We start from the raw sequence: 13,132 nt of genomic DNA, 5'->3' as shown, positions 1-13,132 counted from the left end.
GCAGGGACGATGAACCCTGCGATCGACCTCACCCGCCTGCACAAGAGATACGGACGCCGCACCGCCGTCGACTCATTGAGCCTCTCGGTCGAGCCGGGCTCCGTCTTCGGCCTGATCGGCCCGAACGGCGCAGGCAAGACCACCACCCTGCGGATGATCCTCGACATCATCCGCCCCACCTCCGGCGCGGTCCGCGTGCTCGGACAGGACCCGCGGTCCGCTGGCGCGGCGCTGCGCCGGCGCATCGGCTTCGTGCCGGGGGAGCTGCGCCTGGACGGACGGATGACCGGGAGGCGGATGCTGGACTTCTACTCCCAGGCGTCTGGCCCTGTGCCGGCCGGCCGGATCGATCTGCTCTCGGAGCGGCTCGGCCTCGACCTCAGCCGCCGGGTCGGCACGCTGTCGAAGGGCAACAAGCAGAAGCTCGGCATCGTGCAGGCGTTCATGCACGAGCCGGAGCTCCTCGTCCTCGACGAGCCGACGAGCGGGCTCGACCCGCTGGTGCAGCGCGAGTTCCTCCAGCTCGTGCGCGAGGCGCGCGGCCGAGGCCAGACGGTGCTGCTGAGCTCGCACGTGCTCAGCGAGATCCAGCAGGCGGCCGACTCCGTCGCCGTCCTGAGCGCCGGCCGCATCGTCGCCGAGGGGAACGTCGCGTCGCTCCGGCTGGGCGCCATCCGCCGCGTGCGCGCAGGGTTCGAGCACGTCTCCGAGGAGGAGCTGCGCCGCGAGCTGGCGCACCTCCCGCATCTCGCCGACCTCGAGATCGCCAGGGCCGACGGCTCGGTGCGCCTCTCGGCGACCGTCGAGGGCGACATCGACCCGTTCGTGAAGTCGATCGCCCGCCACCGGCTGCTGGATCTCTCCGTCGAGGAGCCGGATCTCGAGGAATCGGTGCTGCGGCTCTACGGCAGTCCGCAGCCGCCGGCGGAGGGGGCGGATCATGCGTAGGCCGCTTCCGGTGCTCCGTCGCGAGCTCCGCGAGACCTGGCGCGGACTCCTCGGGTGGACGATCGGCATCGCCGCGGTGCTGTTCATGTACCTGCCGCTGTTCCCGAGCATCGGCGGCGACGGGCAGATGCAGCAGATGATCGAGAGCCTTCCCCCGGAGCTCGTGAAGACGCTCGGCTACGACCAGATCGGCACCGGCGCGGGCTACGCGCAGGGCACGTTCTACGGGCTGATCGGCTTCCTGCTGCTCACGATCGCCGCGATCAGCTGGGGCGCAGGCGCGATCGGCGGGGCGGAGGAGTCGGGTCGACTCGAGCTGGATCTCGCCCACGGCATCGGACGGGTGCCGTACGCTCTCGAGATGGCCGCGGCCATGCTGATCCGCCTGCTCTGGCTCGGGGCCTTCGCCGGCGTCGTGGTGCTCGCACTGAACGAGTCCGCGTCGCTCGACATCGAGCCGGCGCGGATCGTCGATGCCACTGTCGCCCTCATCGGCCTCACGATGCTCGCGGGCAGCGTCGCGCTGTTCGTCGGCGCGCTCACGGGCCGCCGCTCCCGCGGGGTCGCCGCCGGGGCGGGGATCGCCGTCGCCGGGTACGCGTTCAACGCGATCGCGAATCAGGTGGCGGATGCCGAGTGGCTGCGCTTCCTGTCGCCGTACTCCTGGGCGTATCACCGGCCGCCCCTCACCGAGGGCTGCGATCCGGCCGGCTGCGCGGCACTGTGGGCCGGCGTCCTCGTGCTGGTGGCAGCGAGCGCATGGGTGCTGAGACGGAGGGATGTCGTGGGCTGACCGGGCCGGATGGCGGCGGAGGCCACGTCGAGGAGTAATGTCCTTCTTCGTGGCCTCACACACTTCCGCCCGCAGCAGGCTCTCCCGGAGCCTGCGTCTGGCACCGGCTCAGGCCATCGCCATCGGGTTCGGGACGGCGATCATCGTCGGGGCCCTCATCCTCATGCTCCCCGTGTCGTCGGCATCCGGCACATGGACCGGCGTGATCGATGCGCTGTTCACGTCGACGTCGGCTGTCTGCGTCACCGGACTGATCGTGGTGGACACCCCGGTGTACTGGAGTCCGTTCGGCAAGGTCGTGATCCTCGTGCTCATCCAGCTCGGCGGACTCGGGATCATGCTGTTCGCGGCGCTGATCGGGCTGGCGCTCGCGCGCAGGCTGTCGGTGCGCTCGCGGATGTTCACGGGCGCCGAGACCAAGGCGGACGGCGTCGGCGACCTGCGCGGCCTCGCGGTCGGCATCCTCGTCACGACGCTCACGATCGAGGCGGCGGTGGCCGTGGTGCTGTTCGTCCGGTTCCTGACCGGATACGGCTACGACGTGGGCCGCGCCGCGTGGCATGCCGTCTTCCACTCGGTCTCGTCGTTCAACAACGCCGGGTTCGCCCTGTACACCGACAGCCTGATGGGGTTCGTGTCCGACCCGTGGGTGTGCCTGCCGATCTCGGCGGCGATCATCCTCGGCGGTCTCGGCTTCCCGGTGCTCCGCCAGCTGCGCCGCGAGTTCCGCGTCCCGCTGCACTGGACGATGAACACGCGCATCGTGCTCGCGGCGACCGCCGTGCTCCTGGTCGGGGGCACCGTCTACACGGCGCTGATGGAGTGGGACAACGCGGGCACTCTCGGCCCCCTCGACCCGGCCTCGCGCGTCCTCGCCAGCTTCTTCCACTCCGTGCAGGCGCGCACGGCGGGGTTCAACTCCGTCGACGTCGCCCAGATGCATGACGAGACCTGGCTGGGCACTGACGTCCTGATGCTGATCGGCGGCGGACCGGCCGGCACCGCGGGCGGGATCAAGGTGACGACGTTCGCCGTGCTCTTCTTCATCATGTGGGCCGAGCTCCGCGGCAGCGGCACCGTGAACGTGTTCGGCAAGCGCCTCTCCCGCGCGGTGCACCGCGAGGCGATCACGGTGGTCCTCGTCGCCATCGCCGCCGTGATGGGCGCCGTGATCGCGATCCTCGCGATGACCGACCACGACCTCGACCGCGTGCTGTTCGAAGTCGTCTCGGCGTTCGGGACGGTGGGGATGTCGACCGGCATCACCGCGGCCCTGCCCGATGCCGCCCAGCTCATCCTCATCCTGCTCATGTTCCTGGGCAGGCTCGGCCCGCTCACACTCGGCTCGGCGCTGGCGTTCCGCGAACGCCAGGTCGCCTACGAACTGCCCAAGGAACGCCCGGCGATCGGGTGACCCCTCAGAAAGGACCGCACATGCCGAAGTTCCTCTCGTTCGGACAGGACGCACGCCGCATCGCGGAGGCCGACTCCGTCGCCGTCATCGGTCTCGGCCGCTTCGGCACGGCCCTCGCGCTCGAACTCATGGCCACCGGGACCGAGGTGCTCGGCATCGACGCCGACGAGCAGATCGTCCAGTCGCTGAACGGGGCGCTCACGCAGGTGGTGCGAGCGGACTCGACGCGGCTGGAGGTGCTGCAGCAGCTCGCGATCGGCGAGTTCGACCGCGTGGTCGTGGCGATCGGCTCCGACATCACGGCATCCATCCTCACCTCCTCGCTGCTGCTGCAGATGAAGGTCCCGGTGATCTGGGCGAAGGCGGTCGACAGCCGCCATGGCGCGGTTCTCGAGCAGCTCGGCGTGCACAGGGTGATCTCACCCGAGACCGACATGGGCCGCCGCGTCGCCCATCTCGTGAGGGGTGCCGCCGCGGACTACCTCGAGATCGACAAGGGCTACGCGATCGTGAAGACCGTCGCGCCGCAGCATCTGCACGGGATCACGCTGACGCAGGCGGCCGTCAGGGACGCGCACGGGGTGACGATCGCCGCGTACCGCCCCAGGAAGGGCACCTGGACCAACGCCCAGGCCGACACCGTGCTCGGTGACGGGGACGTCGTGCTGGTGGTCGGGCCCACGACGAGCGTGGAGCGGTTCGCCCAGCTGCGCTGACCCCCGCCCGGAGCGCGGCGGCTCACGCGGGAGGGAAGCCGCCGCTGAGGCGCCCGTGGAACGATCCGCTGTCGTCGTTCAGGCCGATCAGCTCGACGCGCTTGCCGTGCTGCGCGTACTTCGTCTCGATCGCGTCGAGCGCCGCCACCGTCGACGCGTCCCAGATGTGCGAGCCGGAGAGGTCGATCACGACGCGCTCCGGGTCGTCCGCGTACTCGAACAGCGTGGTGAGGTCGTTGCTCGAGGCGAAGAACAGCTCGCCGTCGACGACGTAGTGCGCGGCATCCGCCCTGATCGTCCTCGTGACGGTCACGAAGTGCGCGACCCTTCGCACGAACAGGACGGAGGCGACGAGCACCCCGCCGACGACGCCGACCGCGAGGTTGTGCGTGATCAGCACCAGGACGACCGTGGCGACCATCACGAACGTCTCGCTCTTCGGCATCCGCCGGAGGGTGGAAGGACGGATGCTGTGCCAGTCGAACGCGCCGATCGAGACCATGATCATCACCGCGACGAGCGCGGCCATCGGAATGGTCGCGACGAAGTCGCCGAACACGACGACGAGGAGGAACAGGAACACGCCGGCGCAGAAGGTCGAGATCCGGGTGCGCGCGCCCGATTCCTTCACGTTGATCATGGTCTGGCCGATCACGGCGCAGCCGCCCATGCCGCCGAAGAGCCCGGAGAGCACGTTCGCGACGCCCTGCCCCCAGGACTCGCGCGACTTGCGCGAGTGCGTGTCGGTGATCTCGTCGACCAGCTTCGCGGTGAGCAGCGACTCCATCAGCCCGACCAGCGCGACGCCGAGTGCGAACGGCGCGATGATCGTGAAGGTCTCCCAGGTGAGCGGCACGTCTGGGAGGAACAGCGAGGGGAGGCTGCGCGGCAGCTCGCCCTGGTCGCCGACCGTCGGCACGTTCAGGGCGAAGACCAGCACGACCGCGGTCACGATGATCACCGAGACGAGCGGCGCGGGGACCACGCGCGTGATGCGCGGCATCAGCAGCATGACCACGACGCCGAGCACGACCAGCGGGTAGACCAGCCACGGCACGTCGATCAGCTGCGGGAACTGCGAGCTGAGCACGAAGATCGCGAGCGCGTTGACGAAGCCGGTCATGACGCTGCGGGGGATGAACCGCATGAGCTTCGCGACGCCGAGCACGCCCATCAGGATCTGGAACGCACCGGCGAGGATGATCGTCGCGATCAGGTAGTCCAGCCCGTACTGCGGGGCGATCGGCGCGACCACGAGCGCGACGGCGCCGGTGGCCGCCGTGACCATCGCCGGACGTCCGCCGAGGAAGGCGATCGCGACCGCCATGATGAACGAGGAGAACAGTCCCACCCTCGGGTCGACGCCGGCGATCACCGAGAACGCGATCGCCTCCGGGATCAGCGCGAGGCCGACCACGAGGCCCGCGAGGACCTCGCGCGTCAGCAGGCGCGGGCTCTTCAGCGCCGCGAGCACCGTGGGGTTCGCCCGATAGCGGGAACGATCGTCGGACGACACGATGGTCATGGTGCTCCCGGGGTGATCGCCTCGAGTGAGGCGGTTCCAGCCTAGCCGCGGCGTCCGGCGCGCCTGATCTTCGTCACCGGCTGGCGCTCCCCTCCTGATCCGGCCCCGCATCAGTCCCGCACGAGCGTGCCGATCGTCGTGTGCGATTCGTCCAGGATCCGCAGCCGATCGTCCTCGGACACGGCGAACCTCCCCCGTGTGAGCCAATCGTCGACGCCGTCGCACATCATCAGCGACATCACCGTGTCGTCGAAGACGATGAGCCCACCGGCATCCGAACGCGACCAGGAGCCGCTGAAGCCGTTGCAGCCGTCGAACCCCTCCAGCCTGCCCACCGCTGTGACGAGGAGGTATGCCTCTCCCCCGTCCTCACTCACCCACCTGCCGGCTGGATCCGCCTGCGCTGACTGGCCGTGGGCGCCGGCGCCGGCGAGCGGAAATCCCGGAGACCAGGCGACGACGGGGTAGGCGATGAACAGCAGGATCGCCAGGAGGACGAGCCCGACCCGCACGCCGAGACGATGCCCCCGTCGGCGGAGGATCGACGCGGATGCCGTGGCAAGCCCGACCGCGACCACCACCACCGTGACGACCGCGCCCGTGCCTACGCGATTCTCGAAGATGCAATGGGGTGCAGGCGACGAGATCGCCGCGCAGACGATCGGCCCCCAAGGCACGGCGGCCAGCCAGATCACCAGGACGGTGGCGACCATGAGCAGCACGGCGGCGACCGTCGTCCACAGGACGAAGACCGCCTCCTGGGCCATCGGCGGGTGCACGTCATCGGGTGACCGTGACATGACGACCCCCTCCCGCGCAACGAACATCGTGCGACCGAGCGTACCTCCCCCTCCGCCCCGAAGGGTTTTCGCGTCCGCGGCTAAGCTCAGCGCATGGCCATCGACCTCGAAGCGCTCTACACCGACCTGCACCAGCACCCGGAGCTGTCGTTCCAGGAGACCCGCACCGCCGGCATCGCCGCCGGCCACCTGCGTGATCTGGGACTCGAGGTCGAGGAGGCCGTCGGCGTCACCGGAGTCGTCGGCGTGCTGCGCAACCCTTCGACAGGCTCAGGGACCGACGGCCCCGTCGTCTGGCTGCGGGCCGACATGGATGCGCTGCCGGTGGCCGAGCTGACCGGTCGCGCCTACGCGAGCACCGCCACCGGAGTGGACCCCGCGGGGAACATCGTGCCCGTGATGCACGCCTGCGGACACGACATGCACGTGACCGCCATGATCGGCGCCGTCGAGAGGCTCGTCGCCGAGCGCGATTCCTGGTCTGGCACGGTCGTCGTGCTCATCCAGCCCGCGGAGGAGTACGGCGCAGGCGCGAGGGCGATGCTGGATGCCGGCATCCTGGACCGCTACCCGAAGCCCGACATCGTGCTCGGCCAGCACGTCACCCCGCTCCCCGCGGGCACGATCGGCGTTCGCCCCGGTACGCAGATGGCGGCATCCGACGGCCTCACCGTCACCCTGCACGGGCGAGGCGGCCACGGATCCCGCCCGCACTCGACCATCGACCCCATCGTGATGGCCGCGGCGACCGTGATGCGCCTGCAGACCATCGCGTCGCGGGAGGTGGATCCCCGCGGCGTGGGCGTCGTGACGGTGGGCTCGATCCACGCCGGCCTCAAGAACAACATCATCCCGGCGGAGGCGAAGCTCGAGCTCAGCCTGCGCTACGCCGACGACGAGGGCCGTGCCAAGGTGCTCGCGAGCGTCGAGCGGATCGTGCGCGCCGAGGCTGCGGCATCCGGGGCCGAGCGCGAACCCGAGATCCGCACCGACCACACGCTGCCGCCGACGATCAACGACGCGGATGCCACGGCGCGGGTGACCACGGCTCTGCAGCGCGTCCTCGGCGAGGCATCCGTGATCGACCCGGGGATGTTCACCGGCAGCGAGGACGTCTCATGGTTCGCGCGGGACGCCGGCGTGCCGCTGGTGTTCTGGTTCTGGGGCGGCGTCGACCCCGAGAAGTTCGCTGCGGCGGCAGCAGCCGGCACGCTCGACAGCGACATCCCGACGAACCACTCGCCGTACTTCTCCCCCGAGATCCATCCGACGATCGAGGTCGGCGTCACAGCGCTGTCTGTGGCCGCGCGCGAGTTCCTGGCGTAGCGGCATCCCGCGCGCCGGCCCCGACCTGAGGTCGCGCGCTTGCGGGGCCAGAAGAGCATCCGAATCGGCTCGCGCGGATGCACTTTTGACCCCGCACGCAAGCCGCTCCTCGCACCTCGAGGCGTGCTACACCTGGACGATGTGCGGCGGCGGGGCGGGGGCGAGCTGCCGCTGCGGGACGCCGTGCGCCTCGCGGTGCAGGCGCTCCATCCGGCTGTCCAGTTCGGCGGCGGCCTCCGCGGCATCCGACAGGCTCTCGACGAGGTGCGAGGGCACCTGGTTCGAGAACTTGTAGTAGATCTTGTGCTCGAGGCTCGCCCAGAAGTCCATCGCGATGGTCCGGAACTGCACCTCGACAGGCACCGACAGCGCTCCGGTCGACAGGAACACCGGCACCTCGATGATCGCGTGCAGGCTCTTGTAGCCGTTGTCCTTCGGGTGCGCGATGTAGTCCTTGACGGTGCGCACGGTGACGTCGTCCTGCGCGGTGAGCAGATCGAAGAGGCGGTACACGTCGGCGACGAAGCTGCACGTGACGCGCACGCCGGCGATGTCGGTGATCTCCTCGCGGATCCGCTCGAAGTCCGGCTCCTCGATGCCCTTGCGGGCGATCTTCTCGACGATGCTGTCCGGTGACTTCAGCCGGCTCTTGACGTGCTCGATCGGGTTGTACGCGTGGTGATGCGTGAACTCGTCGCGGAGGATCGAGATCTTCGTCTCCACCTCGCGCATGCCGAACTCGTACTCACGGAGGAAGCGCTGGAACTCGTCGCGGAGCTCCTTCGCCTCGGTGATCGCGCGCTCGTAGACGGGAACCGTGGTCATGTCATCGACGTTACGCATCCGTGATCGGAAACGGCTGTGTGTCCGCCATGTGCGCGGACCCGGACGCGAGGGCCTTGCCTGATCGCTCATTCCGGTTTAGACCTGTGGTCATGACGAGCAGAGGCGAGCAGTGGGTCGAGGACTATGTGCAGGCGTGGCGATCCAACGACCCGGATCAGATCGGGGCGCTCTTCAGCGAGGACGCCCGCTATCTCACGAGTCCGGATGCCGAGCCCAGGGTCGGCCGCGAGGCGATCGTCGGCGGCTGGCTCGAGGACCTCGACGAGCCGGGATCCTGGACGTTCGAATGGGAGGTCGTGAAGGAGCACGAGGGGTTCGTCCTGGTGCAGGGCCGCACGGAGTACCCGGACGAGCGGGACTATCTGAACCTCTGGGTGATCCGGCTCGACGACACAGGGCGGGCTGCGGAGTTCACCGAGTGGTACATGCCGCGCCCGCACGGGAGCTGAGCTCCCGGAGCACTCGTAAGGATTTCGTCAGGGTCGTGAGGCAACCCGTAGGGAAACCGTGAGGATCGCGTCCGGATGCCGTTCTCCGGCGTAATGTCGCCGGACGTGCCAGACGAAACCACGAAGAGCGCGGACACCCCGCAGCTCGCGAAGCGGATCCTGATCGGCGACCCGCTCACGTCCGAACAGGTCGACGAGCAGCTGCTGCCGAAGCGCATGGCGCTGCCGATCTTCGCCTCGGACGCCCTGAGCTCTGTGGCGTACGCGCCGCAGGAGCTGGTGATGATCCTGCTGATCGGCGGGCTGACTTTCCTGTCGTTCACCCCGATCGTGGCCGTCGCGGTCGTGGTGCTGCTGACCGTGGTCGTGCTCAGCTACCGCCAGCTGATCAAGGCGTACCCGTCGGGCGGTGGCGACTACGAGGTCGCGTTCAAGAACCTGGGCGAGATCCCCGGCGTGGTCGTCGCCGCGGCCCTCCTGGTCGACTACGTGCTGACAGTCGCGGTGTCGGTGGCCTCCGGCGTGGACAACATCATCTCCGCCGTCCCCGCACTCGACCCGCTCCGCGTCGAGCTCGCCGTCGGCTTCGTGATCCTGATCATCATCGTGAACCTGCGCGGCGTGCGCGAGGCATCCCTCGTCTTCGCGATCCCCACGTACGTCTTCATCGGGTCGGTCGGGTTCATGATCGCCACCGGTCTCTTCCGCACCTTCCTCGGCGACGCCCCGGTCGCGTCCAGCGCGGAGTTCGCGGTGCACGCGGAGGACCTCAGCCAGGCCGCCGTCATCCTGCTCGTGCTGCGCGCGTTCTCGAGCGGATGCTCCGCCCTCACCGGCGTCGAGGCGGTCTCGAACGGCGTCCCCGCCTTCCGCACTCCGAAGGTCCGCAACGCCCAGGCCACCCTCGTGCTGATGGGGTCCATCGCGATCTGCCTGTTCGCCGGCCTCACCGCGCTCGCGCTGATCACCGGCGTCCACTACGCCGAGAACCCGTGCGACCTGATCGGCTTCGACTGCACGACCCCGCAGCCCAGCCTGATGGCGCAGATCGCCGCGGCGACGTTCGGCGGCGGCAGCATCCTGTTCTTCATCGTCCAGGCCGCGACCGCGTGCGTCCTGCTGCTCGCCGCGAACACGGCGTTCAACGGCTTCCCGCTCCTCGGCTCCGTGCTCGCCCGCGACGGCTACGCACCCAAGGCGCTGAACACCCGCGGCGACCGGCTGGTGTTCTCGAACGGCATGATCGCGCTCGGCATCGTCGCGATGGCCGTGCTGGTGATCTTCCGCGCGCAGCTGACCACGCTGATCCAGCTGTACATCATCGGCGTGTTCGTCTCGTTCTCGCTCGGCCAGATCGGCATGGTCAGGCACTGGCGGCGCCTCCTTCGCGGCACCGACGGGAAGGGTGCCGGCGTCACGGCATCCGACCGCCGCTCGGCCAGGGCGGGCCTGGTGATCAACTCGATGGGCGCGACATTCACCGTGCTGGTCCTGGTGATCGTGACCGTGACGAAGTTCACCCATGGCGCGTACCTGGTGTTCTTCGCGATCCCGATCCTCGCGTTCCTGATGATGGGCGTGAAGAGGTACTACCGCGACGTCGAGCACGAGATCGCGATCGACGACACGACGCACTTCGGTGCGAAGGGGGATGTCGCGGTCGTGCTGGTGAACCGGCTGCAGAAGCCGGTCGTCAAGGCGGTCGAATACGCGATCGCCGCGAAGCACGGGAAGACCCTGGCGGTGCACGTCGCCGTGTCCTCGCAGGAGGCCGCGGAGCTGCAGCAGGAGTGGGCCGACCACCTCATGCCGATCCCGCTCATCATCGTCGAGTCGCCGTACCGGTCGTTCGCGCAGCCCATCTCGGAGTTCATCAGGAAGTACCGCGAGAAGCACGGCTCCTCCGTCGTGACGGTCTACCTGCCGCAGTACATCGTCGGCCACTGGTGGGAATCGCTTCTGCACAACCGGCGCGCGAGGCGGATGGCGAACCAGCTCATGCTCGTGCACGGCGTCTCGATCACGCTGGTGCCGTGGCTGCTCGACTCGTCAGAGCTCATCTACGGCCGCCGATCGCGTCCGGTGCCGGGCCAGGAGCGCGCCGGGCGCCCCGTGGTGGTGTCGGGGCGCCGCGCGCACCGGCCGGAGGGACCGCCGTCGGAGTGACCTCATTCCTCCCAGGGCAGCTTGACGACCGGGAGGATGTACACCCGTCCGAGCAGAGCGGTCGGATGCTTGGCCATGTAGGCGGCGGCCTCGCCGATCGAGTCTGCGGTGATGAGGTCGTAGCCGGCGAACCACTCCTTGAACTCGGGGAACGGGCCGTCGGTGACGAGCACCTTCCCGTCTCGGACGGCGACCGACTTCGCCTCCTCGGGGCCCGCGACCGGAGCACCCTCGCCCAGTCTTCCCGCGGCATGCCCCTCCTCCGCCCACTCCCCGAGGATCCGCTGGTCCTCGGAACGCGGAAGGGGGATGCCGGTCGAGTCGGTCATGTGGATCACGAGGTACTGATTGCTCATCTGCTCTCTCCGTTCGCTGGGCCCCCGGGTTTCCGGGGCGCTGGTGGCACCGCGAGCTCATCGCGGCGCCGGGTCAGGTGGACGATCTCGCCGGCGTTGCCGGCCAGTGCGATCGCGTGGTCATAGGCCTCGACGGCCTGTGCCGGCCTGCCCGCTGCGCGCAGCAGCTCGGCCCGCGTCATGTGGAACGCGTGGAAGCCCTCCAGCGGGTCGCGCAGCGAGTCGACGAGCACGAGCGCGCTCTCCGGCGAGTCCCGCTCGGCGAGGGCGATCGCCCTGTTGAGGGTCACGACCGGGCTGGGGTCGATGCGCTCCAGGCGCTCGTAGAGCTCGACGATGCGCGCCCAGTCGGTGCGGTCGGCGACGGCCGCGGTCACGTGCACCGCGTTGATGCGGGCGAGCAGCTCGTAGCGGCCGGGGGACTCTCCGCGCAGCCCATCGAGGATCGCGAGCCCCTCGGCGATCAGCCCGCGATCCCACGCGCCGCGGTCCTGGTCGCCCAGCCGGATCAGCTCTCCGTCGTCCGTGAGCCGCACGCCCGAGCGCGCCTCGCTGAGCAGCATGAGCGCGAGCAGCCCTGCGGTCTCCGTGTCGCCGGGCAGCAGCTCCCCGACCAGCCGGGTGAGCCGGATCGCCTCCGCCGTCAGCTCGCCGCGCAGCGCCGGCAGCTCCGGCCCCGAAGCGAAGTACCCCTCGTTGAAGACGAGATACAGCACGGCGAGCACGCCGTCCACCCGGCTCCGGAGATCTTCGGCAGCCGGCACCTGGTACGGGATCCTCGCGGTCTTGATCTTCGCCTTCGCCCGCGTGATCCGCTGCCGCACGGCGGATTCCCGCATCAGGAAGGCCCGCGCGATCTCCTCGACCGTGAGGCCGCCGACGATCCGCAGGGTCAGCGCGACCCTGGCCTCGAGCGACAGCACCGGATGACAGCACGTGAACAGCAGGCGAAGGCGATCGTCCTCGATGGGTCCCGTCGGCTCGGGCGGTTCCGGATCATGCAGCATCAGAGCCTCCCTCTGCTTCGCGTCGCGGAACGACTCGCGACGGAGCCGATCGATGGCCTTCCGATAGGCGGTGGTCGTGATCCAGCCGCCCGGGTTGGGCGGCAGGCCTTCGCCCGGCCACCGCTCGACGGCGGACGCGAACGCCTCGGCCGCCATCTCCTCGGCGAGGTCGAGGTCGCCGCAGCGCCGGGTGAGACCCGCGACGATGCGCGCCCATTCCTCGCGGTAGACCTGCGCGATGCGCGCTTCGACGTCGTCGCGCGCCGGCTCACCGGCATCCGCGTTCATGGCGTCACCGTTCGACGATGCTCCTCGATCGGGCCTCGACGTCGCCTCACTCGCGCTGTCTCCCTCCGCTCGAACGACCCTGCTCCGCTCCGCGCCCGCCGTCAACACGATCATCGCGCTTCTGCGCTTCCCCGGAAAGGCACGCGCGTCCTGCTGCGGCGAGCGCGGCGCCAGATGAGGCGGGCCCGCATCCAGCTGCGGCGAGCGCGCGTCCGGAGCGACAGTGGCGCGATCCGCACACGACGCGCGTGCACCGCGCGCCGCCGCGCGATGTTCTCCTCAGCCTTCTGCGCGTCGAGCCGGTACAGAAGGATCGCCGTCGTCGGGTCGTCGTACATGCCATCACCGCGCCTCGCGTCCGTTGCTGGCGACCGGGATCCGTCGCCCTTCTACCTGCACCACGAACGCCCGAGGCCGGATGCGACAACCGCGAGACCATCCGCTGAGAATTCCTCGCCCGCTGCGCCGTCGTGAGCATCGCGTATGGGCCGCGGATGA

Annotated in this window: 12 protein-coding genes; 7 read left to right on the top strand and 5 right to left on the bottom strand. The window is 69.5% G+C overall.

Going from position 1 to position 13,132, the window contains the following annotated elements; all coding sequences use genetic code 11:
• The first annotated feature begins 9 nt into the window (after positions 1–9).
• The 4 genes from IPV10_RS09005 to IPV10_RS08990 are packed head-to-tail and all read left to right on the top strand — an operon-like array spanning position 10 to position 3,871.
• On the top strand, positions 10–948 hold the full coding sequence (locus tag IPV10_RS09005) for an ABC transporter ATP-binding protein (protein WP_207482940.1): 939 nt from the start codon (positions 10–12) through the stop codon (positions 946–948).
• Positions 941–1,741, top strand: coding sequence for an ABC transporter permease subunit (locus IPV10_RS09000; RefSeq protein ID WP_207482938.1), 801 nt, complete (start codon positions 941–943; stop codon positions 1,739–1,741). The genes IPV10_RS09005 and IPV10_RS09000 overlap by 8 nt, the downstream gene beginning before the upstream one ends.
• A gap of 49 nt (positions 1,742–1,790) precedes the next feature.
• Positions 1,791–3,155, top strand: coding sequence for a potassium transporter TrkG (locus tag IPV10_RS08995; protein ID WP_307861092.1), 1,365 nt, complete (start codon positions 1,791–1,793; stop codon positions 3,153–3,155).
• A 20-nt stretch (positions 3,156–3,175) separates the two neighbouring features.
• Positions 3,176–3,871, top strand: a complete 696-nt coding sequence (locus IPV10_RS08990) for a TrkA family potassium uptake protein (RefSeq protein ID WP_207482934.1) — start codon at positions 3,176–3,178, stop codon at positions 3,869–3,871.
• Between the two features lie 22 nt (positions 3,872–3,893).
• Here the strand turns inward: IPV10_RS08990 and IPV10_RS08985 are convergent, their stop codons facing one another.
• Both IPV10_RS08985 and IPV10_RS08980 read right to left on the bottom strand, forming a co-directional pair.
• A complete protein-coding gene (locus IPV10_RS08985) occupies positions 3,894–5,396 on the bottom strand; it encodes a SulP family inorganic anion transporter (protein WP_207482932.1) in 1,503 nt (500 codons plus the stop codon).
• A gap of 110 nt (positions 5,397–5,506) precedes the next feature.
• Positions 5,507–6,196: an META domain-containing protein gene (locus tag IPV10_RS08980; RefSeq protein ID WP_207482930.1), complete on the bottom strand. Its 690-nt coding sequence runs from the start codon at positions 6,194–6,196 to the stop codon at positions 5,507–5,509.
• A gap of 93 nt (positions 6,197–6,289) precedes the next feature.
• Between IPV10_RS08980 and IPV10_RS08975 the strand changes: the two genes are divergently transcribed.
• Positions 6,290–7,522, top strand: coding sequence for an amidohydrolase (locus IPV10_RS08975; protein ID WP_207482928.1), 1,233 nt, complete (start codon positions 6,290–6,292; stop codon positions 7,520–7,522).
• Positions 7,523–7,648: 126 nt separating this feature from the next.
• On the opposite strand, the gene IPV10_RS08970 is transcribed toward IPV10_RS08975, so the two are convergent.
• The gene (locus IPV10_RS08970; protein WP_207482926.1) at positions 7,649–8,347 is read right to left on the bottom strand and encodes a GTP pyrophosphokinase family protein; all 699 of its coding nucleotides are present in this window, start codon (positions 8,345–8,347) and stop codon (positions 7,649–7,651) included.
• A gap of 110 nt (positions 8,348–8,457) precedes the next feature.
• Here IPV10_RS08970 and IPV10_RS08965 point away from each other — a divergent pair, with 110 nt between their 5' ends.
• The gene (locus IPV10_RS08965) at positions 8,458–8,817 is read left to right on the top strand and encodes a nuclear transport factor 2 family protein (protein WP_207482924.1); all 360 of its coding nucleotides are present in this window, start codon (positions 8,458–8,460) and stop codon (positions 8,815–8,817) included.
• Between the two features lie 93 nt (positions 8,818–8,910).
• Entirely contained in the window at positions 8,911–10,983 is a 2,073-nt protein-coding gene (locus IPV10_RS08960; protein WP_207482992.1) for an APC family permease, read from the top strand.
• A 2-nt stretch (positions 10,984–10,985) separates the two neighbouring features.
• Here the strand turns inward: IPV10_RS08960 and IPV10_RS08955 are convergent, their stop codons facing one another.
• Both IPV10_RS08955 and IPV10_RS08950 read right to left on the bottom strand, forming a co-directional pair.
• Complete coding sequence (locus tag IPV10_RS08955) at positions 10,986–11,339, bottom strand: YciI family protein (protein ID WP_207482922.1); 354 nt, start codon at positions 11,337–11,339, stop codon at positions 10,986–10,988.
• Complete coding sequence (locus IPV10_RS08950; RefSeq protein ID WP_207482920.1) at positions 11,336–12,634, bottom strand: RNA polymerase sigma factor; 1,299 nt, start codon at positions 12,632–12,634, stop codon at positions 11,336–11,338. Before IPV10_RS08950 ends, IPV10_RS08955 begins: the two co-directional genes overlap by 4 nt.
• Positions 12,635–13,132 lie beyond the last annotated feature (498 nt).

Source organism: Microbacterium sp. SD291, assembly GCF_017355365.1.
GTDB lineage: Bacteria > Actinomycetota > Actinomycetes > Actinomycetales > Microbacteriaceae > Microbacterium.
Note: the sequence above shows the minus strand (reverse complement) of the source record. Positions and strands in the feature narration are given on the sequence as shown.